Below are 26,147 nucleotides of genomic sequence, written 5' to 3' on the forward strand. Positions count from 1 at the left end.
TTGACCCCCCCCCTTGGGTTTCCGTCTTCTTTCGCGGCCCTTCCGCGTCTGGTCCCGCGTTCCCCCCCCCCCTGGGTGGGGAACGGCACGGCCACCTGGGGGGCGCGGGGAACTGCGCGAGCAACCACACACGACCCGAACTCTCAGGCGCAGCAGTCCGGGTCAAGCCCCACCGGCAGACGGTCGCCCCCGAACACCGCACAGGTGGCCTCGTGCCCCCCGAGCGCGGCGACGGCCAGAAGCAAGGACCCTGCGGTCCACGTGGTCAGCTCCCGTGGCCAGACCGCCGCGTCCTCGAACACGTACCCGGTCCAGTACAACCCGCTCTCCGCGTCCCGCAGATGCTGGATCGACTGGAGGATCTCGAGCGCCCGGTCGGACTCGCCCGTCGCCCACAGGGCCAGGGCGAGTTCGGCCGACTCCCCGCCCGTGACCCACGGGTTGGGGACGACACAGCGCACACCGAGACCGGGGACGACGAAGCGGTCCCAGCCCGCCTCGATGCGGGCCGTGGCCTCCGCGCCGGTCAACGCCCCGCCCAGGACCGGGTAGTACCAGTCCATCGAGTAGCGGTCCTTGTCGAGGAAGCGCTCCGGGTGCCTGCGGATCGCGTGCCGCAGCGCGCCCACCGCCAACTCCCAGTCCGGCTGCGGCTCTTCGCGCTGCTCGGCGATGGCGAGGGCGCACCGCAGGGCGTGGTGGATCGAGGACGACCCGGTCAGCAGCCCGTCGGGCACCGCCGTGCCGTCGTCCTCGCGCTTCCACCCGATCTGCCCGCCCGGCTGCTGGAGCCCCAGCACGAACTCCGTCGCCGCGAACACCGTCGGCCACATCCGGTCGAGGAACGTGTCGTCACCGGTGGACAGATAGTGGTGCCACACCCCTACGGCCATGTAGGCGACGAAGTTCGTCTCGCGCGCCCGGTCGGTGACTTTCGTGAAGTCCCCGTCCTGGTAGGCCGCGTACCAGGAGCCGTCCGCGTTCTGGTGCCGTGCGAGCCACTCGTAGGCCCGTTCGGCGGCCTCGTGCTCGCCCGCCGCGTCCAGCGCCATCGCGGCCTCGGTGTGGTCCCACGGGTCGAGGTGGTGGCCCCGGAACCACGGGATCGCCCCGTCGCCGCGCTGCACGGCCAGGATGCCGGCGACGGTCGTGGCGGCCTCGTCCGCGGTGAGAACCCCGGGCAGGACGAGGTGTTCGGTGCGGGGAGTGGTCACCGCGCGTCCACGACGGGCAGGTGCGGCTTGGTCGCGTAGGCCACGAAGCTCTTGCCGATCAGCGGGTTCAGCGCCTGCTCGGCGACCCGGGTGGCCAGCGGCTTCTTCATGATGTCCCAGACCAGCAGCTTGTGGTACGCCTGCACCGGCAGCGCCTTGTCGTTGTCGACGCCGAACGCGCACTTCAGCCACCAGTACGGCGAGTGCAGGGCGTGCGCGTGGTGGGTGCCGTAGGGCTTCAGGCCGGCCTCGCGGATCTTCGCGAGCAGCTCGTCCGCCTTGTAGATGCGGATGTGACCGCCCTCGACCTCGTGATAGGCGTCGGACAGCGCCCAGCAGACCTTCTCGGGGCCGTAGCGCGGGACGGTGATGGCGATCCGGCCGCCGGGCTTCAACACCCGGACCATCTCGGCGAGTACGCCCTTGTCGTCGGGGATGTGCTCCATCACCTCGGAGATGATGACGACGTCGAAGGACTCGTCGGGGAAGGGCAGGGCCAGGGCGTCGCCCTCCATCGCCGTGGCGGTGGCACCCTCGGGGGCCTCCCCGGCCTCCTTCATCGCCGCGAACCACTTCGCGACCTCGCTGATCTCCTCGGCGTTCTGGTCCAGTGCCACGACCTGCGCGCCGCGCCGGTAGCACTCGAACGCGTGCCGGCCGGCCCCGCAGCCGAGGTCCAGGACGCGGTCGCCCGGCGCGAGCGGGAACCGGGAGAAGTCGACGGTCAGCACGTGGCCCTGCTTTCGGGATAGACACCGGTGTCTGTGGTCGGGGGTGCGAGCTCGGCGCCCCGGGGAGCGGCGGCTCGGCCGGGGAGCCGGGCCGCGGAGTCGGCGATCGCCTCGCGGTACCGGGACACCGTGCCCTCGGCGGCCTTCGCCCAGGTGAACCTCGTCAGGACCCGCTCACGGCCGGCCCGGCCGAGCCGGGCGCGCAGGTCCGGGTCGCCCAACAGGCGGCTCAGGGCCGCCGCCAGCGCGCCGGCGTCCCCCGGCGGTACCGCGAGGCAGGTCTCGCCGTCGCGCCCTGCGACCTCGGGGATCGCGCCGCCCGTCGTCGCGACCAGCGGGGTTCCGGTGGCCATGGCTTCGGCCGCGGGAAGTGAGAAGCCCTCGTAAAGGGAGGGCACGCAGGCGACCTCCGCCGAGCGGACCAGGTCGACCAGTTCCGCGTCCGAGATGCCCTTGACGAAGTCGACGGCGCCCTGAAGGCCGTAGCGCTCCATCGCCGCGGCGACCGGGCCCTCCTCGGGCTGTTTGCCGACGACCACGAGGTGCGCCCCGGGGTGTTCGGTGCGCACCTTGGCGAGCGCCTCGACGAGGAAGACCAGGCCCTTGAGGGGGACGTCCGCGCTGGAGGTGGTGACGATCCGGCCGGGGACGACCCGCACGGACGGATCCGGCGAGAACTGGTCGGTGTCGGCGCCGATGTGCACGACGTGGATGCGGTCGTCGCGGACGCCCAGGTGCTCGACGATCTCCTGGCGGGAGGTGCCGGAGACGGTGAGCACGGACGGCAGCCGGCGGGCCACCCTCTTCTGCATGCGTGTGAAGGCGTACCAGCGGCGCTTGGACCAGCGCTGCTGCCGGGTCTCGGCGGCGTCGATCTCCAACTGCCGGTCCACGGTGATGGGGTGGTGGATGGTGGTAACCAGGGGGGCGCCGATGTCGCCCAACAGGCCGTAGCCGAGGGTCTGGTTGTCGTGGACCACGTCGAACTCACCAGTGCGGGCCCGGAGATGGCGTCGGGCCCGCAGGGAGAAGGTGAGCGGCTCGGGGAAGCCGCCGGTCCACATCGTGGCGACTTCCAGGGCGTCTATCCAGTCCCGGTACTCGTCGCGTTTCGGGGTGCGGAAGGGGTCCGGGGAGCGGTAGAGGTCCAGGCTCGGCAGCTCGGTCAGGCTCAGTTCCTCGTACCCGGGGTCGAGGACCGGGTAGGGCTGGGAGCCGATGACCTCGACCCGGTGGCCGAGGCGGGCCAGCTCGCGTGAGAGGTGTCGTACGTAGACGCCCTGGCCCCCGCAGAACGGGTTCCCCTTATAGGTGAGGAGCGCGATACGGAGCGGTCGCTCGCCGTCGGCGGCCAGGTCCTCGAAAGACCCCGCCTGACTGGCCTCAGCGGTCACTCTGCGCCCCCTTCTGCCTGCACTGTCCCGCGAGATTACGACGAGACGGTAATCTAGAACAAGTTTCAGACTTGATCGTCCAGGAGGCTCTGAATCTACCGGCAGGTAGGGGCCCTGTGAGTGGTGGATCAGGTGATTCACGCCACGAACGCCGCGGCCGCCCCACGACCCGGCACCCTGCCATGCTGTGTGATCGCAAACCCTCACGGACCGTCACGGAAACGGGTTCCATGACCGCGGAGACCAAGGTGGACAAGGTGGCCAAGTCGGGCAGAGTGGAAGCCAGTACCGCACGGCCCGACGCCGCGCCGCTGACCGAGCGGCAGGAGGCGCGGCGCCGCCGGATCCTGCACGCGAGCGCGCAGTTGGCGAGTCGCGGCGGCTTCGACGCGGTGCAGATGCGGGAGGTCGCGGAGTCCTCGCAGGTGGCGCTCGGCACCCTCTACCGCTACTTCCCGTCCAAGATCCATCTGCTGGTCGCGACGATGCAGGACCAGCTGGAGCACATGCACGGCACGCTCCGCAAGAAGCCGCCACAGGGGGAGACGGCGGCCGAGCGGGTCGCGGAGACGCTGATGCGGGCCTTCCGCGCGCTCCAGCGCGAGCCGCACCTGGCCGACGCGATGGTCCGCGCGCTGACCTTCGCGGACCGCAGCGTGAGTCCGGAGGTCGACCAGGTATCGCACCAGACCACGCTGATCGTCCTGGACGCCATGGGCCTCGACGACCCGACCCCCGAGCAGCTCTCCGCGGTCCGGGTCATCGAGCACACCTGGCACTCGGCCCTGATCACCTGGCTCTCGGGTCGCGCCTCGATCGCCCAGGTGAAGATAGACATCGAGACGGTGTGCCGCCTGATCGACCTCACGGAACCGAAGGCCTGACCCGGCCGGCCCGGTCGATACCAGCACGTCCGCCGATGCCCCGAGCGTCCTGTCGGGCCCGGCCACTCAAGCCCGGCCCGCCTCCCGCTCGACCCCGTCGACGTACGCGACCGGCAGGGGGCAGCCGCGACACGCATCGGGCCTGCCCGTCGCTCACCGTCCCGCAACCGACGAGTCCGGTTCCGCCCTCTCCGCGCGGCCGACGTCCCCTACCGCACGGCCGAGAGGCCGCTCCAGCTCCGTCCGATCGCCGCCTCGCCCGCCCACCGGTCGAGGAGCTGCCGGGCCTCGTCCTCGGGGGCGGCGAGGGAGACCTGCTGGGCGCCGGCGTCCACGCCGCGTTTCTGTTCGTGGGTGCCCTCGCTGCAGCAGGCGCACAGGAGGCGGACGCTGCTCGCGGGTTCGGCGCCGAAGCCGTGCTCGGTGAACAGCTCGACGAGTGCCTCCAGGTCGGCCGCCTCGCCCGCCGCCACCGTGACCTCCAGGGTGGGCAGTTGAGACGCCTCGAAGAGCAGAAGTTCGTCGAAGACGGGGTAGGTGGAGCCGTCGACGACCCGCTCGCCCTTCGGTTCGCCGTCGTGGACGACGATCTCGCCGTAGCGCCGTCCGCCCGAGACGGGCACGCTGACGACCCGGCCGCGGGTCGGGCACAGCCGCTCGATCCAGACGACCTCGCGCTCGCCGCCGGAGTCGAGCCGTACGCAGGCGACGCCGAAGCGGCCGTCGATCTGCCCCTCGCCGTCCGGGAGTTCGATGCCGAAGCCGGTCCAGGCCTCCCGTGCCGTCGCCCAGTCACGCTGGATGGTGGCGGCGATGCCGAGGTTCCAGTACGCCGGGTCGCCCTCGCCGCGCGGGGCCCGGGCCGCGGCCTCACGGCCCAGCTCGTACGCCTTGGCCCAGTTCCGCAGGAACTTGTGGGCGAGCGCGGCGTCGTACCACCACACCGCGCTCGCGTTCAGGTCCGGGAAGTGCGCGAGCACCCGCTCGTACAGTTCGGCGGCGCGCAGCCAGTCCTCGGCCTCCCAGGCCGCGCGCGCCTGCTCGATCAGCTCCCTGGCCTCGGACTTCTCCACGCCCACTCCACTCCCACGACGACCGCAGGAGCGTACGCCGTCAGTCCTCGGGCGGGAACACGGGCTCCCCGCTGCCCAGCAGGGAGATCATGATGGCCTCGACCGGGCAGTTCTCGGCGGCGGCAAGGATCTTCTCGTTGGCGTCGGTCTTCGGGTCCGCGGGGTGGGACTGGCGGGCGGTGTCCAGGCGGAACCCGTCGGGGGCGGTGTGCACGCACTGCGCCGAGCCGATGCAGAGCGAGCGGTCGACCTCGACGTGCCAGCGGTCTCCCGTCCCCACGCCCGGGTTCGCCCGCGTGGGAGGTGCCTCCATCTCTCACGCCTCCCAGCCGGCCGGCAGGTGGATCATCTTGTGCTCCAGGTACTCGCCGTATCCCTCCGGGCCGAACTCCCTTCCCAGGCCTGAGTTCTTGTAGCCGCCGAAGGGGCCGAGCATGTCGAGGCTGAAGGTGTTGACGGAGTAGGTGCCGGTGCGGACCTGCTTCGCGATCTCGATGCCGCGCGCGGTGTCGGCCGTCCACACGCTGCCGGACAGGCCGTAGTCGGAGTCGTTGGCGATCTTCACGGCCTCGGACTCGTCGCCGTAGGGCAGAAGGCAGATGACCGGGCCGAAGATCTCCTCGCGGGCGATCCGCATCGAGTTGTCGACGTCCCCGAAGAGCGTCGGCTCGACGTACCAGCCGCGGTCCAGGCCGGCCGGGCGCCCGCCGCCGGTGAGGATCTTGGCGCCCTCCTCCTGGCCGATGCGGATGTAGTCGAGGTTGCGGCGCTGCTGGCGTTCGGCGACCAGCGGGCCGACCTGGGTGGCCGGGTCGAGCGGGTCGCCGACGACCAGTGAACTGGCCGCCGCGGCAAAGGCCTCGGCGAACTCGTCGTAGCGGGCGCGGGGCACCAGGATGCGGGTCTGGGCCACACAGGCCTGGCCGTTGTTCATCCAGGCGTTCGGGACGATCCCGGCGACGGCCGCCTCGACGTCCGCGTCCGGCAGCACGACCGCCGCCGACTTGCCGCCCAACTCCAGTGTCACGCCGGTGAGGTTGCGGGCGGCGACCTCCATCACACGCTTGCCCGCGCCCACCGAGCCGGTGAAGGAGACCTTGTCGACGCCCGGGTGTCCGACCAGGTACTCGCTGACCTCGCGGTCGGCCGGGAGGATGGACAGGACGCCCTCCGGAAGCCCGGCCTCCTTGGTGATCTCGGCGAGTATGTAGGCGTCCAGCGGCGTCTCGGGCGACGGCTTGAGCACGACCGTGCAGCCGGTGAGCAGCGCGGGCCCGAGTTTGGCGGCGGCGACGAACTGCGGGACGTTCCAAGGCACTACGGCGGCCACGACCCCGACCGGCTCGCGGCGCACGAGGATCCTCCCGAGGACCCCGTCGCGGGTCTCCTCGTACGTGAAGTTCCGGGCGACCGTGATCGCCGAGTCCCAGACCATCATCGCGCCGAGTGCCTGCGCGAGGACGCTCCAGGAGTACGGCGAGCCGTTCTCGGAGGAGATGACGCGGGCGATCTCCTCGTGCCGTACGGCGATGGCGTCCTTGATCCTCGACACGACCTCGATGCGCTCGTCGAGGGACATCCGCGGCCACGGTCCCTCGTCGAAGGCGGTGCGCGCGGCGGCGACCGCCGCGTCCACGTCCGCCCGGGAGGCGTGCGGCACCCGTCCGATGACCTCCTGGGTGTGCGGGGAGATCACCTCGATGACGTCCTTGCCCAGGGGGTCGGTCAACTCCCCGCCGATGAACAGCTGTCCGTGTTCCAAGAGCTCGGCCATGGCGACTGCCTCCCTGAGGCGGCTTACTGACGATCCATCAGATACGGAACTGATACCAGTTCCACTCGGAGGAGTCCACGGCCCGCGCACCACGGCTGTTGGTGACCTCGGGCTCCCATCGAAACCCGTTCTAGTTATACTCGGACCCGGCCCAGCGGTCGCCCCACCGCTCATCACACCTGACCTGCTTTTCCGGCCGGGGGTCCGGGGGTTGCCCCCGCAATGACGCAGCAGTGACGTGGACGCGGTGATTGGGGAGCCCATGGCGCAGGTGCACGACCACGGCGGCGGCGTCCGGTCCGTCCAGGTCCCCATCCCCGACAACCCCCTCGGCCACACCCTCGTCTACGTCGTCGACACCGACCGCGGTCCTGTACTGGTCGACACCGGCTGGGACGACCCGGCGTCCTGGGACACCCTCGCCGAAGGACTGACCGCGTGCGGGACCGACGTCAGCGAGATCCACGGTGTGGTCATCACCCACCACCACCCCGACCACCACGGCCTGTCGGGCGCGGTGCGGGAGGCCTCCGGCGCCTGGATCGCCATGCACGCCGCGGACTCCGCGATCGTACGGCGCACCCGGGAGACCCGCGCCGAGCGCTGGTACACGTACATGACGGCCAAGTTGGAGGCGGCGGGCGCTCCCGAGGAGCACGTGGCCCCCCTGCGCACCGCCCGGCGCCGTGAACTCCCCGGCTTCTCCCCCGCGTTGCCCGACCGCGAGATCGTCCCCGGTGAACTCCTCGACCTCCCCGGCCGCAGGCTCCGTGCGATCTGGACCCCGGGGCACACACCCGGCCACGTCTGCCTGCACCTGGAGGAGGAGCACCCGGCCCAACTCCCGGGCCACGGCCGCCTGTTCTCCGGCGACCACCTGCTCCCCGAGATCACCCCGCACATCGGCCTGTACGAGGACCCCGACGACACCACCGTCACCGACCCCCTCGGCGACTACCTCGACTCCCTCGAACGCGTCGGCCGCCTCGCCCCCGCCGAGGTGCTCCCCGCCCACCAGCACGTCTTCACCGACGCGGCCGCCCGGGTACGGGAGTTGCTCGCCCACCACGAGGAACGCCTCACCGACCTGCACTCCCTCCTCGCCGAGCCCCTCACGCCCTGGCAGCTCGCCGAGCGCATGGAGTGGAACCGGCCCTGGGAGCAGATCCCGTACGGGTCGAGGACCATCGCGGTCTCGGAGGCCGAGGCGCATCTGCGGCGGCTGGTGAAACTGGGCCGGGCGGAGGCGGTGACGGGGAGCGAGCCGGTGACGTACGTGGCTGTTTAGGCGGCGGGCACGGAGAGCCGGGGGTGTTCGACTCGTCCGCGGGTAGCGCCTGCGGCTGTTCCGCTTGTCGACGGGGAGCGCCTTCCCGGCGGACCGGACCGGCCGCACAAGCGCGCGGGTATCAGGGGCGCGGGGAACTGCGCGACCAGCCACAGCGGCGCCGCAGTCCGGCGGCCTCCTGGCCCGATACCACCGTCCGAGAGGCGAGGGCACCGTCACCGTGGCCGCACAGGCGGCTCTCAGTGCCTTCCCTACGGGCGAGTACAGTGGCCGGGTCGCCATCACACCCGTACGGGGGGAAGCCGGTGCAAATCCGGCGCTGACCCGCAACCGTGACCGCCTTCGACGGCGGTGAGCCGGACTGCCCCGTACGGTTCGTGACCGGCTCACGTGCACCGGCAACCGGCCGGTGCGCGGCACCGTCGAGGTATACGGAGCCGAGCCGCCCGGGGTTTCCCCGTGCTGTCCGGCTCCTTCCGTGAGAAGGGCATCCGCCGATCATGCACGTCCGCCGCAGCGCCGCGGTCCTGGCCGCCACCGTCGTGATCGGCACGGCCGCGCCCGCCGTCGCCGCCTCACCGTCCCCGTCGCCGTCCCTGCCCGCGGGGCTGTACGGCAGCAGCGACCCCACGTACGACGGGGTCTGGCGGCAGTCGTTCGCGCTCATCGCCCTGTACCGCGTGCACGCGGAGCCCGCCGCCGCGGCCGTCGACTGGCTGGCCGGGCAGCAGTGCGCGAGCGGGGCGTTCGCGGCGTTCCGCGCGAACCCGGCCAAGGCCTGCGACGCCAAGCTGATGGTCGACACCAACAGCACCGCCGCGGCCGCCCAGGCCCTGTCCGCGGTCGGCGGGCACGGCACCGCGGTCACCAAGGCGGTGACCTGGCTGAAGTCCGTCCAGAACAAGGACGGCGGCTGGGGTTACACACCCGGCGGGCCCAGCGACGCCAACTCGACGTCCGTGGTGATCGGCGCGCTGACCACCCAGGACACCCCCGTCTCCAAGATCCGCGCCGGCGCGAAGTCGCCCTATGACGCCCTGCTGAAGCTGTCCCTGCCGTGCGCCGACGGGGGCGCCTTCGCCTACCAGCCGGACAAGAAGGGCAAGCTCCACGCCAACGCGGACGCGACGGCCGCCGCTGTCGTAGCCGCGAACGCAACGGGCCCGTTGACGGCGAGGGCCGGCGACGGCAAGGCGATCACCTGCGCCGACGCCTCGGACCTCACTCCTGCGCAGGCCGCAGCCAACGGAGCCGCCTTCCTCGCCAAGGCTGTCGCGAAGGACGGCTATCTCACGTCCGTCCTCCCCGGCGCCGAGAACCAGCCCGACTACGGCAACACGGCGGACGCGGTCGTCGCACTCGCCGTGCAGGGCGGTTCCGAGGCCGCGCGCAAGCCCCTGGCGTGGCTGGAGCGGAACTCCGCGAAGTGGGCCGAGCAGAGCGGCCCGGCCGCATACGCCCAGCTGATCCTCGCCGCCGAGGCGGGTGGCGCCGACCCGGGCGACTTCGGCGGCACGGACCTGGTGAAGCGGCTGACCGCGACGGGACCGAAGCCGGCCACCGCGTCCAGCGAGGAGGACTCCAGCACTTCCGTGTGGTGGATGGTCGGCGCGGGTCTCGCCGCCGGGGCGGGCATCGGCTTCCTCCTGAGCAGCCGTAACAAGAGGAAGCAGCCGTGACCCGCCGAGCGGTCGTCCTCTCCCTCCTGACGGGCCTGTTCGTCGCCACCATGAGTCCCGCGCACGCCACCGGCTACCGCTACTGGTCCTTCTGGGACCGCACGGCCACGACCTGGGCGTACGCCACGCAGGGTCCCTCCACGGCGGTCCCCCCGGACGGTGCCGTCCAGGGGTTCCGGTTCGCGGTGAGCCAGGACTCGGCGAGTGCGACCACGCCCCGCGGGACGGCGTCGTTCACGACGATCTGCGCGGACACACCGGCGCGGGACGGCCGTAAACGGCTGGCTCTGGTCCTCGACTTCGGTACGCCGACGGACGCCCCGCCCGGAGAGGAGCCGCCGCCGCGCCGCACCGCGTGCGCGTCGGTCCCCAAGGACGCCACCACGGCGGAGGCCCTGGCCACGGTGGCGAAGCCCCTGCGGTACGACACCAACGCCCTGCTGTGCGCGATCGCGGGATATCCGGAGACCGGCTGCGGGGAGCAGGTGACGCGGAAGAAGGCGGACCCGGGGAAGAGCAGGTCGGACGGGGGCCCGTCGGTGGGTCTGCTGGCGGGGTCGGCGGCGGTCGTCGCGCTGGGAGCGGCAGCGGTGTGGCAGGCGCGGCGGCGTCGGCGTGCGTAGCACCGGGCATCCGTACGCCCCGGACGGCTCACGGTTCCTGGAGAGCGGCGGCCTCGCACGAACGAGGGCGGGCGCACCCGTCCACCCCGGCGCCTGGTGGCTCTGGTCCCTCAGCCTCGGGATCGCGGCCACCCGCACCACCAATCCCCTCCTGCTGACCCTCCTGATCGTCACCTCCGCCTACGTGGTGGCGACCTGCCGCCGCCCGACGCCCTGGTCCCGCTCCTACTCCGCCTTCGTCAAACTGGCCCTGGCCGTCATCCTCATCCGTCTCCTCTTCACGATCACCCTCGGCTCCCCGGTCCCCGGCACCCATGTGCTGGTCACGCTCCCCGAACTCCCGCTCCCCGACTGGGCCCAGGGCATCCGTCTCGGCGGCAGGGTCACCGCGGAAGCCCTCGTGTTCGCCCTCTACGACGGCCTGAAGCTGGCCACCCTCCTCATCTGCGTGGGCGCGGCGAACGCCCTCGCCAATCCCCACCGCCTGCTCAAGTCCCTCCCCGGCGCCCTCTACGAACTCGGCGTCGCGGTGGTCGTGGCGCTCACCTTCGCCCCTCACCTCATCGCCGACGTCCAGCGTCTGCGCGCCGCCCGCCGTCTCCGCGGCCGCCCCGACTCCGGTGTCCGAGGCCTCCTCCAGGTCGGACTCCCGGTCCTGGAGGGCGCGTTGGAACGCTCGGTCGCCCTCGCCGCGGCCATGGACGCCCGTGGCTACGGCCGTACGGCACAGGTCCCGCCCCGAGTACGCCGTACGACGAGCGTCCTCACCGTCGGCGGCCTGCTCGGCGTCTGCGCGGGAACGTACGGCCTCCTCACCGCCGAAGGCGGCACGTACGGCATCCCCGTCCTCCTCGCCGGTCTCACCGCCGCACTCGCGGGCCTGCGGCTGGGCGGTCGCCGCACTCCGCGCACCCGTTACCGTCCGGACCGCTGGAACTCCCGGTCCCTGCTGGTCGCCGGCTCCGGCGCGGCCGTGGCTGCGGCGATGTTCCTCGCGGGTGCCGGCGATCCGGCGGCCCTGCACCCCGGCGTGCTCCCCCTGGTCGCCCCGGTCCTCCCCGTCCGGCCCGCCGCGGCCGTCCTCCTCGGACTGCTGCCGGCCTTCCTCGCCCCCGCCCCCAAGGAGCCGTCGTCGTGATCCGCTTCGAGGACGTCTCCGTGACGTACGACGGTGCGGCCCAACCCACCGTGCGGGGCGTCGACTTCGAGGTGCCGGAGGGTGAACTGGTCCTGCTCGTGGGCCCGTCCGGGGTCGGCAAGTCCACGATCCTCGGCGCGGTGAGCGGCCTCGTCCCGCACTTCACCGGCGGCACCCTGCGCGGCCGGGTCACGGTGGCCGGCCGCGACACCCGCACCCACAAGCCCCGCGAACTGGCCGACGTGGTGGGCACGGTGGGCCAGGACCCGCTGTCCCACTTCGTGACGGACACCGTGGAGGACGAACTCGCCTACGGCATGGAGTCGTTGGGCCTGCCGCCGACGGTGATGCGCCGTCGGGTGGAGGAGACCCTGGACCTGCTGGGTCTTGCTCCGCTCCGCGATCGCCCCCTCGCCACGCTCTCCGGTGGCCAGCAACAGCGCGTGGCGATCGGCTCGGTCCTCACCCCGCACCCCGAGGTCCTGGTCCTCGACGAACCGACGTCGGCCCTGGATCCCGCGGCGGCCGAGGAGGTCCTGGCGGTCCTCCAACGCCTGGTCCACGACCTGGGCACCACGGTCCTGATGGCCGAACACCGCCTGGAGCGCGTCATCCAGTACGCCGACCAGGTCGCCCTCCTCCCGGCCCCCGGGAGGCCGCCTGTGCTGGGCACCCCGGCCGAGATGATGGCCGTGTCCCCGGTGTACCCGCCGGTGGTGGACCTGGGGCGGCTGGCGGGCTGGGCCCCGTTGCCGTTGACGGTCCGGGATGCGCGGCGCAGGGCGGGAGACCTGAGGGAGCGACTGGCCAGGAGTACATCCCCGACCGGCGTACCCGCGGTCGCCGACGGCGGGACCGCCCCACAGGGGCCACTTGCACCCGACGACGAAAGTTGTACGGGTGGTGCGGGTGGGAACAAAAACCCGGCCGAAGGCCGGTTCCGTCGGCTCCGCCACTCCAAGCCGACCGCCCCCACCACCTCCCACCTCGCCGAGGTCCGCACCCTCTCCGTCCGCCGAGCCCGCGTCCAGGCCCTGAACCACATCGACCTCACCATCCGCCCCGGCGAGACCATCGCCCTCATGGGCCGCAACGGCGCCGGAAAGTCCACCCTCCTCAACACCCTGGTAGGCCTCGTCGAGCCCTCCGCCGGATCGGTCAGGGTCGGCGGAGCGGACCCCCACCGCACCACCCCCCGCGACCTGGTGAAACGCGTCGGCCTCGTCCCTCAGGAGCCCCGGGACCTTCTCTACGCCGACACGGTCGCCGCCGAATGCCGGGCCGCCGACACCGACGCCGACGCGCCGACCGGCACCTGCCGGACGCTGGTCGACGCACTGCTCCCCGGCGTGAGCGGCGACACCCACCCCCGGGACCTGTCCGAAGGGCAGCGGCTCGCCCTCGCCCTCGCCGTGGTCCTGACCGCCCGCCCGCCTCTCCTGCTCCTCGACGAGCCGACCCGTGGTCTGGACTACGCGGCGAAGGCCCGCCTCGTTGCCCTGCTCCGGGACCTCGCCGCCACCGGCCACGCGATCGTGCTGGCCACCCACGACGTGGAACTGGCCGCCGAGCTCGCGCACCGGGTGATCCTTTTGGCCGAGGGAGAGGTGATCGCCGACGGTCCGGCGGCAGAGGTGATCACGTCCTCCCCCTCGTTCGCCCCGCAGGTCAGCAAGATCCTCGCCCCGCAGCGGTGGCTCACCGTCGCCCAGGTGAGGGAGGCCCTGGCATGACGCATGCCCCTGACGTGCCGCATGCCCCCGGCGTGACCCGGGCCGTCCGTCTCGGCCCCCGCTCCCTCGTCACCCTCGCCCTCGTCAGCGCCGTAGGGGTCGTGGCCTTCGGCTGGCCCTTCCTCGCCCCGCCCACCTCCCAGGTCGGCACCCACACCCAGGACGCCCCGTGGCTCTTCGCGGGCCTGCTCGTCCTCCTCGTCGCGGTGGTCGCCGCGGCGATCGCGGAGTCGGGTCTTGGGCCCAAGGCCGTGGCGATGCTCGGCGTGCTCGCGGCGACCGGCGCCGCGCTCCGGCCGATCGGTGCAGGCACCGCCGGGATCGAGCCGATGTTCTTCCTGATGGTGCTCAGCGGCCGGGTCCTCGGCCCCGGCTTCGGCTTCGCGCTCGGCAACGTCACGATGTTCGCGTCGGCCCTGCTCACGGGCGGGGTGGGCCCGTGGATGCCGTTCCAGATGCTGGCGATGGGCTGGTTCACGATGGGCGCGGGCCTGCTGCCGGGCTCCGATCGCGTGAGGGGCCGCGCCGAGGTCAGCCTCCTCGCGGTCTACGGCTTCCTCGCCGCCTTCGCCTACGGCACCGCCATGAACATGGCCGGCTGGCCGTTCATGGGCGCCCTCGCCTCGAACATCGCCTTCGACCCGGACGCCGGGGTCCCCGCGAACCTGGCCCGCTTCGTCACGTACTGCCTGGCCACGTCCCTCGGCTGGGACCTCGGCCGGGCCCTGGTCACCGTCGTCCTGACGCTCACCCTCGGCCCGGTCCTCCTCAGGGCGCTGCGCCGGGCCACCCGCCGAGCGGCCTTCGAGGCCCCGGTCACATTCGAGGCGCCCGAGCGGTGAAGCGCCCCACATGACCCAGCTCACCTACTAACGGGAACAGTAGGAACAATTCCGACATAACGTCTCACTCGCACCCCCTCTGACCTGCACATTGAGAGCCGGGTCACACGGATGACCTTTCCCGGCGATTCGACCACAACTAGTAAAAGGGGTCATTGCGGACGCCCTTCGAGCCTGTTTCTCTGGAGCACGTCGCACGGCGCCGACAAGCCCACGGGCCTCGGCGCCGACGCATGTCCCCCGGGACGGCGAGCGACCCCCCTGTCCCCGAAGAAAAGGTTCTCCGTGTCCGTCTCCCGTATCGCCCGCCGCATCGCTTCCCCGAAGAAGGCCATCACCACCGTCGCGATGGCCGCAGCCACCGCCGGTCTGGTACTGACCGCGGCGCCGGCCCAGGCGGCGACCACCAACTCGTCCGCCCAGGCCAAGGCCATCGCGCACAGGATGATCCCGAACGCCGCGCAGTACAACGCGTTCAGCAAGATCGTCGAGCACGAGAGCGGCTGGGACGTCGACGCCACGAACTCCTCCTCCGGCGCCTACGGCCTGGTCCAGGCCCTGCCCGGCTCCAAGATGGCCTCCGCCGGCTCCGACTGGAAGACCAACGCCAAGACCCAGATCAAGTGGGGCCTCGACTACATGAACTCCCGCTACGGCAGCCCGACCGCCGCCTGGGCCTTCTGGCAGGCCAACGGCTGGTACTGAGCCGCCGCGCGGATCACCGCCGTACGCCGTCGAAGAACCGCACCACCTGCGGGGCCGACACCACTGCCGAACCGAAGTGGTCCACGGCCCCCTGATCGACCACCCGCACCCTCGTTCCCTGACCGGCGAGGGTGCGGGCGCACGCCCGGGTGTTGCCGATGGGCACGTCGGTGTCGCCGTCTCCGGCGTACAGCCGCACCGGCACGTCCGGCTTCCAGGCACAGGTGTGGTCGGCGGCGCGCATCGCGTCCAGCACGGCGCCGGACGGGTGCCGCAGACGCTCGTAAAAAGCGGGCGTGAGCAGCTGCCTCACCGAGGGCGCGAGTCCCCTGATGACGTCCTCCTGCTGGTGGCTCCCGTCGAGAAGACTCTCCACCCGGCTCGCGTACGGCGCCCGGAAGGCGTCGGACGGGTCCTTGTAGAGGGGGTGCAGGCGGTTCTGTGCGACCAGCCAGTACGCGGTGTAGACGACCCCGCTGACGTCGTTGACACGACCGTCGAACAGCGCGGGCATCTCCTGGCCCTCCAGGTCGTACGGCCCGCTGACCGGTGCCAGCGCCTTCAGCCGGAAGTGCCGGTCGGCGCCCCGGTGCAGCGCCTTTCCGAGCGCCATCGCGACCTGGCCCCCCTGGGAGAAGCCTGTCGCGTACACATCCCCGGTGAGCGGGCGACCGAGCCGGCCGGCGGCGGTACGGGCGGCGCGCAGCATGTCGACGGAGGCCGTCACGGACGAGGCGGTGTCCATGTACGGATGCGGGCCCGGACCGCTGCCGAGGCCGAGGTAGTCGGGGGCGGCCACCGCACGGCCCGCGCTCGCGTTCAGATACGACGGCACCCGCCCGAAGTCCTCGCTCGCCGAGGGCGCGTAGTCGCGGTCGACCATCGTGCCGTGGGTGTCGGAGACCAGGTCGAGGCGGTGGGCGCCACCCTTGGGCAGCGTCAGCAGCCCGGTCGCGGTGGTGTCCGCGCCGTACGGGTCGACGGTCCGGTAGGTCAGCCGGTACGCCCGTACGCCGTACCGCACGGAGTCGGCGACGTCCTGTCCGCCCAGGAACGCCCGGACGGCCCCCGCGTCCCGGTCGGCGACCGGGGTGACGGAGACCAGGTCACCGCGCCGCGTCCGGTGCTGTTGCCCGTCGGCGGCGGTGGCCACCGGGGCCGCGGCGAGCCCGGCGAGCAGCAGGGCCGCCGCTCCGGCGAGTCCCCTCCACGTCCCCCGGCGCACCCTGTTCTCACTGGCTGTACGCGTCTCATCACTCATGTCCTCGACGCTACGGACGCGCGTCTCACCCCGGCATCCGAGAGTCCCCCGCATCCGTGGTGGACTTGAGTGCACCCTGCCCGTCCGGCCGCCCGGAGACTCGATGAGCGAACAGAGCAGCACCGACGCGAAGGCGACCGGCACGAAGGCGGCCGACGATCCCGAGGCGCGTGGACTGCGCCTGGTGTTCGTGCTGTTGGGACTGACGGTGGTCAGCGGGCTGATCGACGCGGTCAGTTATCTGGGTCTGGAACACGTCTTCACCGCGAACATGACCGGCAACGTGGTCGTGCTCGGCTTCGCCGCGGCGGGTGCGCCGGGATTCTCGGTGCCGCACACGCTCACCTCGCTGGCGTCCTTCGTGGTGGGCGCGATCGTGGGCGGCCGTATCGCCGTACGCCTCGGCGGCGGCTCCCGCCGGACCTGGGCCCGGCTCACGCTCGCCGCCGAGGCGGTACTCCTGGGCGTCTCGGCGGTGGCCGCGTTCGCCGCGCCCGGCGCCACGGCCACCGCATACACCCTGATCGCGGTCACGGCCTTCGCCATGGGCCTGCGCAACGCCACGGTCCGCAGGCTCGGTGTCCCTGACCTGACGACGACCGTGCTGACCATGACGTTGACCGGCCTCGCCGCGGACTCCCGTGCGGGCGGCGGTCCCGGCACCCGTTCTCCCCGCCGTACGGCGTCCGTGATCGCGATGGTCACCGGGGCCGCGCTGGGCGCGTGGCTGGTGCTCCACCACGGGCTGGGGATTCCGCTGGCGATCGCGGCGGGGCTGGTGGCCGTACTGGCCGTGGCAGCCTCGGGGCGCGAGTAGCCCCCGCCTTGTGCGAACTGCTTGCGAACTACTTGGCGAGGAAGGCCAGCAGTGCCGCGTTGACCTCTTCGGCGTGCGTCCACAGCAGGCCGTGCGGCGCGCCCTCGATCTCGACGTACTCGGCGGAGGGCAGCAGCGCGTGGAAGGGCCGTCCGGTCGCGTCGATCGGGAGGATGCGGTCACCGGTGCCGTGCACGATCAGCGCCGGTACGTCGACCTTCGCCACGTCGGCACGGAAGTCGGTGATCCAGGTCGGCACGCAGGCCACCGAGGCGTGTGCCGAGGAGCCCGCGGCCACGTTCCAGCTGTTGCGCAGGGCCTCCTCGCTGATCCGGCTGCCCAGCGTCTCGTCCAGGTTGTAGAAGTCCTGGTAGAAGGCGCTGAAGTAGGCGTACCGGTCCTTGGTGACCGCCGCCAGGATCCCGTCGAAGACCTCCTGGGGCACGCCCGTCGGGTTGTCGTCGGTCTTCAGCAGGAACGGTTCAAGCGAGGCCAGGAAGGCGGCCTTCGCGACCCGGCCCGAGCCGTAGGCGCCCAGGTAGCGGCCCACTTCGCCGGTGCCCATCGAGAAGCCGACGAGGACCGCGTCCGTCAGGTCCAGGCTGGTCAGCACCTTGTCGAGGTCGGCGGCGAAGGTGTCGTAGTCGTAGCCCGTGGTCGGCTGCGAGGAGCGGCCGAAGCCGCGGCGGTCGTAGGTGATGACCCGGTGGCCGGCCTCAAGGAGCTCCGGGACCTGGCGCTCCCAGGAGTGGCCGTCGAGCGGGTAGCCGTGGATCAGCACGACGGGCTGTCCGGTGCCGTGGTCCTCGTAGTAGAGCTCGATCGGCGCGCTGTTCTCTTCACCAACTGTGATGAACGGCATGTGTGTTCGTCCTCTCGTTGTGGAGACTCCAGCTCACCACGGGTGGCCCGCGACAACCAGGCAGAAGTACAGGCGGAAGTAGAGAGCGCTTGTTCTAATTGTCATGATGACCAGTCATGATCCAGAACCAGCACCCTCCGAGGCTCCGCACGGCGGCACCGCCTTCGGCGTGATGCTGCGCTCCCTGCGCCGGGCCGCCCGGCTGACCCTGGAGGAACTGTCCGAGGCATCCGGGGTCAGCGTGCGCGCACTCGGTGACCTGGAGCGCGGCCGCAGCCGGGGCCCCCAGCGCCGCACCGTCGAGGCGCTCGCCGACGCCCTGCGGCTCACCGCCGATGAGCGCGAACGCCTCCAGCGGCTGGCCGACGCGGGCCGGGAACGCTCGGGGACGCCCACCTCTCCGTATCTCCTGCGGACCGTCCCGGACTTCACCGGCCGGGAGCAGGAACTGGCGGATCTGGAGGGCCTCGCCGCCGGCACCCGCACCCGTGCCGCGGTGCTCTTCGGGCCGGGCGGACAGGGCAAGACGACGCTCGCCGCGGAGGCGGTACGGCGGCTGGCCGGGTCCTTCCCGGACGGCTGTGTCTGCGTCCAGCTGCACGGCATGAGCGACGCCCCGCTGCCGGCCGGCGAGGCCCTGGTCCTGGTGCTGACGGCGCTCGGGCACCCGCCCGACCGGATCCCGGTCGACCCCGTCGCCCGCGAGGCCGTCTACCGGGCCACGCTCGCCGGCCGGCGGACCCTGGTCGTCCTCGACGACGCGGCCGACGAGGCCCAGACCAGGCCGCTGCTGCCGGACGCCCAGGGCGGTTTCGTGCTGGTCACCAGCAGACGGCCGCTGGCCGGTCTCGAAGGGGTACGGCGGATCAGGCTCGGCGGGCTCAGCGGCGGGGAGTCGGCGCGGCTCCTGGAGCGCATCCTCGGCGCCCCGCGTACCGACGGACAGTCCGAGGCGATCACCCGGCTGACCGAGCTGTGCGGGCATCTCCCGCTGGCCCTGCGGATCGTCGGCAACCGGCTGTCCAGCCGCCCCGGTTGGACCCCGGCTCGACTGGCCGACCAACTCGCGGACGAGGAACGCCGGTTGAGCGGACTGGTCGCGGGCGATCTCGCCGTCCGCCGCGCCCTCGCCCTCTCCTACAGCCAACTCACCGAACCGCACCGGCTGTTGCTTCGGCGCCTCACACTGCTGCCCGGCCACGACACCGGCCCGGACCTCGCGTCCGTCCTCAGCGGTGAGGACGCGCTCACCACCGAGGACTCCCTCGACCTGCTCGTCGACCGGGGCCTGCTGGAGGAGACCGCGCCCCGCCGTTACGCCCTCCACGACCTCGTGCGGCTCTTCGCGCGCGAGCGGCTGCGGGACGAGGAGGAGGCCCCGGACGCCCTCCGGCTGCGCATGGCGGACTGGCTGCTGCGCTCGGCCTCGATGGCGGGCCGCCTGTTCGAGGCGCCGGGCGCCCCGGAGCCGTGGGCGGCCGAACCCGCCCCCTTCGCCCCCGCGTCCGCCGACGAGGCCGAGGAGTGGCTGACCTCCGAACGCGCCCACTGGGCAGGCGCGTTGCCCGTGATGTTCGCGGCGGAACGGCACCGGGAGATCCTCCACACGGCCCGCACCCTTTACTGGTTCTCGGACCGCTGGGACTCCTGGCCCGAGTGGCGCACCCTGTTCTCCCACGGTGTCCGGTCGGCGGCGGCACTCGGCGACCGGGCGGCCGAGGCCCACCAGCTGAACTGCCTGGCCTGGACGTACTCGGTGAGAGACGGCCGGCACCGGGAGGCCGAGGAACACGCTCTCCGTGCAAGGGAGTTGGCGAAGGAGGCGGGCGACATCGCACAGCAGGCCTGGGCGTCGAGCTATATCGCCGGGGCCTGTATGAGCCTCGGGCGCCCGGCGGAGGCGGCCGAAGCCGCCGAGGACGCGGTGCAGCTGTTCGCCCGCACCGGTGACGAGGCGGGCCTGGCGGTCTCCCGGCGCGTCCTCGGCAGCGCCCTGCGGGAGGCGGGCCGCGCCCGGGAGGCACTGGCCGTCCACCGGGCCCTGCTCGGCGCCCGGGCCGGTGACGTTCCCGGGTTCCAGGAGTTCACCGAGGCCATCCTCCGCCACCAGATAGCCCGCGACCTGCTCGCCCTGGAGCGGTGGCCCGAGGCGGTGGAGGCCTTCCGGGCCGTCATGGCCCCCGTCACCCACGGCGGTACCAACCGCTTCCGGGCCAGAGCCCTCGCCGGGCTCGCCACGGCCCTGGAGCACTGCGGCGAACTCACCGAGGCCCGCGTCCACTTCACGCAGGCCCACCGCCTGTTCACCACGACCGGTGACACGGCCTCCGCCACCGAGACGGCGACCGCCCTGGCACGTCTCGCGGGGACATCGGGTTGAGGCCGACCGGGCTCACGCCGGAACACACGGGCACACCGAAGTCCTGCCGGACCGGGGCAGCCGCCGGACGGATGACGGCGAGGGCACACTCGCCCTCACCGACCTCCCTGCACCCCTCACCCCGGATCGACCACCACCCGGTGATCGGGCCGCCCGTCCTTGGCGAGCATCGAGTGCGCTTCGGCCACCGCCCGGTACAGCCGGATCCCAAAGTCGCCGCGCACGTCGTCGAGGGTCCAGACGTGCCCGCCGTGCCGGACCGACCGCCGGGAGAAGACCTCCAGCGCCCGCCCGGCCTCCGCACCGTCGACGACCTCGCCCGCGACGGCCGGCATGTACACCCCCTGCCCGGTGCCGATCTCCACCGAGGAGTCGAAGACCGCGATCCCCACCTGCGGCCGCACCGCGATGTTCCGCGAATGGACCGCGTCCGGCGAGGACACCCAGAACAACTCCCGGTACCCGACGTGCGCGAAGTAGACCGGCGTACTCCACGGCCGCCCCTCCGCGTCCGCCGTGGCCAAGACCAGATACCGGCTCGCGTCGACGATCCGGCGCGCGGCCTCTGCGGTGGGCGCGGTGGGCGTGGTGGGCCCCATCTCAGCGGTTCCTCCGATACGTCAGCCCGAAGTCCGTCTCCCACTGCGCCGACCCGTCCCCCGACCGCTCCCACACCCCGTGGATGCCCTCGAACCGGACAGCCGTGCCGCCACACGACCCCGGCGGGACCGATCCTCATGGTCGGCCCCGCCGTCTTCACCCACCTTCGGCAACCGGACGTCGGCTACAGCCGCTGAATGATCGTGCCGGTGGCCAGCCCACCCCCCGCACACATCGTGATCAGCGCGAACTCCTTGTCCACGCGCTCCAGTTCATGCAGCGCGGTCGTGATGAGCCGTGCGCCGGTGGAGCCCACCGGGTGTCCGAGGGCGATCGCGCCGCCGTTGACGTTGACCTTCTCCAGGTCCTGTTCGAAGACCTGGGCCCAGCTCAACACCACTGAGGCGAAGGCCTCGTTGATCTCGACGAGGTCGATGTCCTTCAACGACATGCCCGCCTTGCCGAGCACGGCACGGGTCGCGTCGATGGGCCCGTCGAGGTGGAAGTGCGGGTCGGCGCCGACCAGGGCCTGCGCCACGATCCGCGCCCGGGGCTTCAGCTTCAGCGCCCGCGCCATCCGCTTCGACGCCCACATGATCGCCGCCGCTCCGTCGCTGATCTGGGACGAGTTGCCCGCGGTGTGGATCGCCGTCGGCATGACCGGCTTGAGGCCCGCCAGCGCCTCCATGGACGTGTCGCGCAGCCCCTCGTCCCGGTCGACGAGCCGCCACATGCCCTGTCCGGCCCGCTGTTCGTCCTCGGTGGTGGGCACCTGGACCGCGAACGTCTCCCGCTTGAAGCGCTCCTCGGACCAGGCGACGGCCGCCCGCTCCTGGGAGATCAGCCCGAGGGAGTCGACGTTCTCGCGGGTCAGTCCGCGGTGCCGGGCGATCCGTTCGGCCGCCTCGAACTGGTTCGGCAGGTCCACGTTCCACTCGTCCGGGAACGGCTTTCCCGGCCCGTGCTTGGACCCCGAGCCCAGCGGCACCCGGGACATCGCCTCGACACCGCAGCTGATGCCGACGTCGATGACCCCGGCCGCGACCATGTTGGCGACCATGTGGGAGGCCTGCTGCGAGGAGCCGCACTGACAGTCGACCGTGGTCGCCGCCGTCTCGTACGGCAGCCCGACCGTCAGCCAGGCCGTGCGCGCGGGATTCATGGACTGTTCGCCGGCGTGCGTGACCGTGCCGCCGACGATCTGTTCGACCGCGTCGGCGGGGATGCCGGTGCGGCCGAGGAGTTCACGGTAGGTCTCGCCCAGCAGATAGGCGGGATGCAGGTTGGCGAGCGCGCCGCCGCGCCTGCCGATGGGGGTGCGGACGGCTTCGACGATCACGGGTTCGGCGGCCATGGGTGCGGGTCCTCTCCTCCGAACGGATCTCCGGAACTCCGGAACTAGTACGTGTTCTAGTTGGGGCGCTGCTTGCAGTCTGCTGACGATCCGGCCACCACCGCAAGGGTCTTGCAGGCAATTGAGGCCTCCGTACCCCTTGCCTCTTATGGAACCCGTTACTACCTTCACGGCAGCTCTGTTCCTGATGGTTCGTCAGAAAGCTTCCAGACAGCTGGAGTGAGTGCCGATGACCTGTCCAGCGCTTCCCGACGGGTTCGACTTCACCGACCCCGACCTGCTGCAAAGCCGTGTACCGCTGCCGGAGTTCGCCGAACTGCGCCGGGCCGAACCGGTGCGCTGGATCCCCCAGTCGGCCAACATCGCCGGTTTCCAGGACGAGGGCTACTGGGCGGTCACCCGGCACGCGGACGTCAAGTACGTCTCGACGCACCCCGAGATCTTCTCCTCCTTCCTCAACACGGCGATCATCCGCTTCAACGAGCGCATCGAGCGGGACTCGATCGACGCGCAGCGGCTGATCCTGCTCAACATGGATCCGCCGGAACACACCCGGGTCCGCAGCATCGTGCAGCGCGTGTTCACCCCGAGGGCCATCCGAGCCCTGGAGGAGCGCCTTCGCAACCGCGCCCACGCGATCGTCGAGACCGCGCGCACCCAGCCCGGCTCCTTCGACTTCGTGACCCAGGTCGCCTGCGAACTGCCCCTCCAGGCGATCGCCGAGCTGATCGGCATCCCGCAGGACGACCGCGGCAAGATCTTCGACTGGTCCAACAAGATGATCTCGTACGACGATCCCGAGTACGCGATCAGCGAGCAGGTCGGCCAGGAGTCGGCCATGGAGGTCCTCGCCTACGCGATGAACATGGCGGCCGACCGCAAGCAGTGCCCGGCGAAGGACATCGTCACGACACTGGTGGCGGCGGAGGACGAGGGCAACCTGGGCTCCGACGAGTTCGGCTTCTTCGTGCTGATGCTGGCGGTCGCGGGCAACGAGACGACCCGCAACGCCATCACCCACGGCATGCACGCGTTCCTGACCCACCCCGATCAGTGGGACCTCTACAAGCGGGAGCGTCCGGCCACCGCCGCCGAGGAGATCGTCCGCTGGGCGACCCCCGTCAACTCCTTCCAGCGCACGGCCACCCAGGACACGGAACTGGGCGGAAAGCAGATCAAGAAGGGCGACCGCGTCGGCATCTTCTACGCGGCCGCCAACCATGACCCCGACGTCTTCGACAACCCCGACGTCTTCGACATCACCCGCGACCCCAACCCCCACCTCGGCTTCGGCGGCGGAGGCCCGCACTACTGCCTGGGCAAGTCCCTGGCGGTCCTGGAGATCGACCTGATCTTCAACGCGATAGCCGACGCCATGCCGAACCTCCGCGCGGCCGGCGACCCCCGCCGCCTGCGCTCGGCCTGGATCAACGGAGTCAAGGAGCTTCAGGTCACCCTGGGTTGACCCGGGTCCCGGCACCCCGGGCCGACGGCTCCACGAGGCCGTCGGCCCGTTCCCCATGCGCCCGCGCCGCCCCCGCGACCATCCGGGCCCGCGGCCCCTGGAAGACGTACGACAGTCCGAACCCGCCGGCGACCACCACCGCACCTCCCACCGCGTCCAGGACCCAGTGGTTGCCGGTGGCCACGATCGCCGAGACGGTGAAGAGCGGGTGCAGCAGGCCGAGCGCCTTCATCCACCACCTGGGCGCGATGATCGCGATCACCACCCCGCACCACAGCGACCACCCGAAGTGCAGCGACGGCATCGCCGCGTACTGGTTGGTCAGCGCGGTCAGGGTGCCGTAGTCCGGCTTGGAGAAGTCCTGGACACCGTGCACGGTGTCGATCATGCCGAGCGCCGGCATCAGGCGGGGCGGGGCGAGCGGGTAGAGCCAGAACCCGACGAGGGCCAGCAGGGTCGCGAAGCCGAGCGAGGACCGGGCCCACCGGTAGTCCACCGGTCGCCGCCAGTACAGGACGGCGAGGACGCTCAGCGGCACCACGAAGTGGAAGGACTCGTAGTAGAAGTCGAAGAAGTCGCGCAGCAGGCCGACCTTGACGACCGTGTGGTTGACCCAGTGCTCGATGTCGATGTGCAGCCAGCGCTCCAGATCGAAGATCTGCTGCCCGTGCTTCTCGGCGGTGGCGCGTCCCGCGGAGTTGGTGCCGCCGGTCGCCGCGAGTCTGACCTGCTGGTAGGCGGCGTAGGTGACGCGGATGAGCAGGAGTTCCAGGAGCAGGTTCGGCCGGGTCGGGACCCGTCGGAGGAAGGGCAGCAGGGGCACGTGCCGCAGCCGCGCGGGGACCGGCGCCGCGTACTCGGCGGGGATCGGCGTCCGGTAGTAGGGCGAGGTCCGCGACTGGAAGGGGATCACGGTGGCGGCGGCGAGCGCGGCCAGCAGCACCGCGTTGTCCCGCAGGGTGTACAGGAGCGAGATGTGCGGCAGCAGCATCGTCGCCGGGAGCGTCATCACCACGACGACGGCGACCGGCCACACGTACCGGTCGGAGGCACGTCTGCCGACCCGTCCGACGACGGCGAGCAGCACCCACAGCAGCTGGTGCTGCCACGTGGTCGGCGATACGGCGATCGCCGCGCAGCCGGTGATCGCGACGGCGAGCAGCAGCTGCCCGTCGCGCGCGTACCGGACGGCCCGCCGCACGCCGAGGACCGCGACCGCCGCGCCCAGCACCAGGAAGAGCGCGATCTCCGGCGGGCCGTTCAGACCGAGCCGTAGCAGCAGACCGTGCAGGGACTGGTTGGCGAGGTCGTCGGCGGCACCGCCGAGACCGGTGCCGGCGAGGTGGTGCACCCAGTAGGTGTACGAGTCGTGCGGCAGCGCCGCCCACGCGAGCGCGGTGCTCGCGGCGAAGGTCGCGCCCGAGGTCAGGGCGGCCCGTCGGCGGCCGGTGAACCAGAGCAGGGCCGCGAAGAGCAGGACCGTGGGCTGGAGGGCGGCGGCGACACCGGTGAGCAGGCCACTGACCCGCTCACCGCGGACGGCGAAGCAGGCGACCAGGACCAGCAGGACCGGGATGATGCCGGCCTGCCCGAGGTGGAATGCGTTGCGCACGGGCAGCGACAGCATGAGGAGGCTGATCGCGACCGGCGCGGCGAGCAGGGAGGTCCGGCGGCCGACCGGCTGGGGCAGGGCGCGGGCGACGACGAGGCCGAGGGCGACGACCAGGAGCAGGGTGCCGAAGGTCCAGCCCCAGCCGAGGGCCTGCTCGGCCGCCCGGGTGAGGGGCTTGAGGACGAGTCCCCCGAACGGGGTACCGGTGAACTGCGTCGAGTCGTGGAGCGAGCCCTTCGCATACAGGACTCCGTCCGGGCTCGCCCAGGTCTCCAGGTCCGTCGGACGCTCGCCTCGGGGCGTGCTGAGGACGACGGCCATCTGTCGTACGGCGAGGAGAGCCGCCACCAGCCACAGGGCGAGCCGGGGCGCACCGAACCGCGCCTGGGCCCCGATGTGCGCGTGGACGGTGGTGACTTCGCCGAATACCTCGGCCGGTCGCTCTCTGTGCTCTGCGTTCGCCACGCCGCGTCGGCCTCCCGCTCAGCTGTTTCCCTCTGCGAACTCCGCGGCCCGCGTTCGCCCCTGAGGGAGACATGGACAACTCGGGCTTCGTCAGACGTTATTTACCGTTTTGCCCGAATGACGATAGTCCTCAGCGGGCGCGATCATGCGCGCGGGACGCGAGAAGGAACACATGCAATGCGCAAAGCCGGGTATCGGATCGAGGACCAAGTGCCTGCATACACCACACTTATGCACCCTCAGTGACCTCACG

The 26,147-nt window shown here is 71.7% G+C and carries 22 protein-coding genes and 1 riboswitch; of the genes, 11 read left to right on the forward strand and 11 right to left on the reverse strand.

Annotation, left to right across the window (positions count from 1 at the left end; translation table 11 throughout):
* Positions 1-143: 143 nt before the first annotated feature.
* From ACZ48Z_RS08040 to ACZ48Z_RS08050, 3 genes are read right to left on the reverse strand one after another with little or no spacing between them, the layout of a single operon-like run.
* A complete protein-coding gene (locus tag ACZ48Z_RS08040; RefSeq protein ID WP_468734958.1) occupies positions 144-1,214 on the reverse strand; it encodes a prenyltransferase in 1,071 nt (356 codons plus the stop codon).
* Positions 1,211-1,945, reverse strand: a complete 735-nt coding sequence (locus ACZ48Z_RS08045; protein WP_389104754.1) for a class I SAM-dependent methyltransferase — start codon at positions 1,943-1,945, stop codon at positions 1,211-1,213. The genes ACZ48Z_RS08040 and ACZ48Z_RS08045 overlap by 4 nt, the downstream gene beginning before the upstream one ends.
* Positions 1,939-3,339: a glycosyltransferase family 4 protein gene (locus tag ACZ48Z_RS08050; protein WP_468734959.1), complete on the reverse strand. Its 1,401-nt coding sequence runs from the start codon at positions 3,337-3,339 to the stop codon at positions 1,939-1,941. The genes ACZ48Z_RS08045 and ACZ48Z_RS08050 overlap by 7 nt, the downstream gene beginning before the upstream one ends.
* Positions 3,340-3,569: 230 nt before the next feature.
* Between ACZ48Z_RS08050 and ACZ48Z_RS08055 the strand changes: the two genes are divergently transcribed.
* Positions 3,570-4,223: a TetR family transcriptional regulator gene (locus ACZ48Z_RS08055; protein WP_468734960.1), complete on the forward strand. Its 654-nt coding sequence runs from the start codon at positions 3,570-3,572 to the stop codon at positions 4,221-4,223.
* A gap of 209 nt (positions 4,224-4,432) precedes the next feature.
* Here ACZ48Z_RS08055 and ACZ48Z_RS08060 read toward each other — a convergent pair whose 3' ends face one another.
* Genes ACZ48Z_RS08060 through ACZ48Z_RS08070 form a run of 3 tightly spaced genes read right to left on the reverse strand, consistent with a single transcriptional unit; the run spans position 4,433 to position 7,070 of the window.
* Positions 4,433-5,296 carry a tetratricopeptide repeat protein gene (locus ACZ48Z_RS08060; RefSeq protein ID WP_468734961.1) on the reverse strand — a complete coding sequence of 288 codons (864 nt, stop codon included), beginning with the start codon at positions 5,294-5,296 and terminating at the stop codon, positions 4,433-4,435.
* 40 nt (positions 5,297-5,336) lie between these two features.
* Positions 5,337-5,609: a ferredoxin gene (locus tag ACZ48Z_RS08065; RefSeq protein WP_468734962.1), complete on the reverse strand. Its 273-nt coding sequence runs from the start codon at positions 5,607-5,609 to the stop codon at positions 5,337-5,339.
* A gap of 3 nt (positions 5,610-5,612) precedes the next feature.
* Positions 5,613-7,070, reverse strand: coding sequence for an aldehyde dehydrogenase (locus ACZ48Z_RS08070; protein ID WP_468734963.1), 1,458 nt, complete (start codon positions 7,068-7,070; stop codon positions 5,613-5,615).
* Positions 7,071-7,332: 262 nt separating this feature from the next.
* Between ACZ48Z_RS08070 and ACZ48Z_RS08075 the strand changes: the two genes are divergently transcribed.
* The 7 genes from ACZ48Z_RS08075 (at position 7,333) to ACZ48Z_RS08105 (ending at position 15,078) form a co-directional block, all read left to right on the forward strand.
* The gene (locus ACZ48Z_RS08075) at positions 7,333-8,358 is read left to right on the forward strand and encodes an MBL fold metallo-hydrolase (protein WP_468734964.1); all 1,026 of its coding nucleotides are present in this window, start codon (positions 7,333-7,335) and stop codon (positions 8,356-8,358) included.
* 295 nt (positions 8,359-8,653) lie between these two features.
* Positions 8,654-8,725: riboswitch (cobalamin riboswitch) on the forward strand.
* 133 nt (positions 8,726-8,858) lie between these two features.
* Positions 8,859-10,037 carry a prenyltransferase/squalene oxidase repeat-containing protein gene (locus ACZ48Z_RS08080; protein ID WP_468734965.1) on the forward strand — a complete coding sequence of 393 codons (1,179 nt, stop codon included), beginning with the start codon at positions 8,859-8,861 and terminating at the stop codon, positions 10,035-10,037.
* Positions 10,034-10,660: an SCO2322 family protein gene (locus ACZ48Z_RS08085; RefSeq protein ID WP_468734966.1), complete on the forward strand. Its 627-nt coding sequence runs from the start codon at positions 10,034-10,036 to the stop codon at positions 10,658-10,660. Before ACZ48Z_RS08080 ends, ACZ48Z_RS08085 begins: the two co-directional genes overlap by 4 nt.
* Before the next feature lie 37 nt (positions 10,661-10,697).
* Positions 10,698-11,798 (forward strand): energy-coupling factor transporter transmembrane component T, encoded by a 1,101-nt coding sequence (locus tag ACZ48Z_RS08090; RefSeq protein ID WP_468735232.1) that lies wholly within the window; start codon positions 10,698-10,700, stop codon positions 11,796-11,798.
* A complete protein-coding gene (locus ACZ48Z_RS08095; RefSeq protein ID WP_468734967.1) occupies positions 11,795-13,531 on the forward strand; it encodes an ABC transporter ATP-binding protein in 1,737 nt (578 codons plus the stop codon). The genes ACZ48Z_RS08090 and ACZ48Z_RS08095 overlap by 4 nt, the downstream gene beginning before the upstream one ends.
* On the forward strand, positions 13,528-14,373 hold the full coding sequence (locus ACZ48Z_RS08100; protein ID WP_468734968.1) for an ECF transporter S component: 846 nt from the start codon (positions 13,528-13,530) through the stop codon (positions 14,371-14,373). The genes ACZ48Z_RS08095 and ACZ48Z_RS08100 overlap by 4 nt, the downstream gene beginning before the upstream one ends.
* A 285-nt stretch (positions 14,374-14,658) precedes the next feature.
* On the forward strand, positions 14,659-15,078 hold the full coding sequence (locus ACZ48Z_RS08105) for an aggregation-promoting factor C-terminal-like domain-containing protein (protein ID WP_468734969.1): 420 nt from the start codon (positions 14,659-14,661) through the stop codon (positions 15,076-15,078).
* Between the two features lie 13 nt (positions 15,079-15,091).
* Here the strand turns inward: ACZ48Z_RS08105 and ACZ48Z_RS08110 are convergent, their stop codons facing one another.
* A complete protein-coding gene (locus tag ACZ48Z_RS08110) occupies positions 15,092-16,339 on the reverse strand; it encodes an alpha/beta hydrolase (RefSeq protein ID WP_468734970.1) in 1,248 nt (415 codons plus the stop codon).
* A 103-nt stretch (positions 16,340-16,442) separates the two neighbouring features.
* On the opposite strand from ACZ48Z_RS08110, the gene ACZ48Z_RS08115 reads away from it, so the two are divergent.
* Positions 16,443-17,156, forward strand: coding sequence for a YoaK family protein (locus ACZ48Z_RS08115; protein ID WP_468734971.1), 714 nt, complete (start codon positions 16,443-16,445; stop codon positions 17,154-17,156).
* A 28-nt stretch (positions 17,157-17,184) separates the two neighbouring features.
* Here the strand turns inward: ACZ48Z_RS08115 and ACZ48Z_RS08120 are convergent, their stop codons facing one another.
* The gene (locus tag ACZ48Z_RS08120; protein ID WP_468734972.1) at positions 17,185-18,018 is read right to left on the reverse strand and encodes an alpha/beta fold hydrolase; all 834 of its coding nucleotides are present in this window, start codon (positions 18,016-18,018) and stop codon (positions 17,185-17,187) included.
* Positions 18,019-18,124: 106 nt separating this feature from the next.
* On the opposite strand from ACZ48Z_RS08120, the gene ACZ48Z_RS08125 reads away from it, so the two are divergent.
* Positions 18,125-20,398, forward strand: a complete 2,274-nt coding sequence (locus tag ACZ48Z_RS08125) for an ATP-binding protein (protein ID WP_468734973.1) — start codon at positions 18,125-18,127, stop codon at positions 20,396-20,398.
* Between the two features lie 116 nt (positions 20,399-20,514).
* Here ACZ48Z_RS08125 and ACZ48Z_RS08130 read toward each other — a convergent pair whose 3' ends face one another.
* Both ACZ48Z_RS08130 and ACZ48Z_RS08135 read right to left on the reverse strand, forming a co-directional pair.
* Positions 20,515-20,997 (reverse strand): pyridoxamine 5'-phosphate oxidase family protein, encoded by a 483-nt coding sequence (locus ACZ48Z_RS08130; RefSeq protein WP_468734974.1) that lies wholly within the window; start codon positions 20,995-20,997, stop codon positions 20,515-20,517.
* A 185-nt stretch (positions 20,998-21,182) separates the two neighbouring features.
* Positions 21,183-22,352 (reverse strand): steroid 3-ketoacyl-CoA thiolase, encoded by a 1,170-nt coding sequence (locus ACZ48Z_RS08135; RefSeq protein WP_069759305.1) that lies wholly within the window; start codon positions 22,350-22,352, stop codon positions 21,183-21,185.
* A gap of 229 nt (positions 22,353-22,581) precedes the next feature.
* Here ACZ48Z_RS08135 and ACZ48Z_RS08140 point away from each other — a divergent pair, with 229 nt between their 5' ends.
* Complete coding sequence (locus ACZ48Z_RS08140) at positions 22,582-23,817, forward strand: cytochrome P450 (RefSeq protein WP_468734975.1); 1,236 nt, start codon at positions 22,582-22,584, stop codon at positions 23,815-23,817.
* Here the strand turns inward: ACZ48Z_RS08140 and ACZ48Z_RS08145 are convergent.
* Positions 23,804-25,894 carry a bifunctional glycosyltransferase 87/phosphatase PAP2 family protein gene (locus ACZ48Z_RS08145; RefSeq protein ID WP_468734976.1) on the reverse strand — a complete coding sequence of 697 codons (2,091 nt, stop codon included), beginning with the start codon at positions 25,892-25,894 and terminating at the stop codon, positions 23,804-23,806. The genes ACZ48Z_RS08140 and ACZ48Z_RS08145 overlap by 14 nt on opposite strands.
* Between the last annotated feature and the right edge of the window lie 253 nt (positions 25,895-26,147).

The organism is Streptomyces sp. NPDC031225 (genome assembly GCF_055570355.1).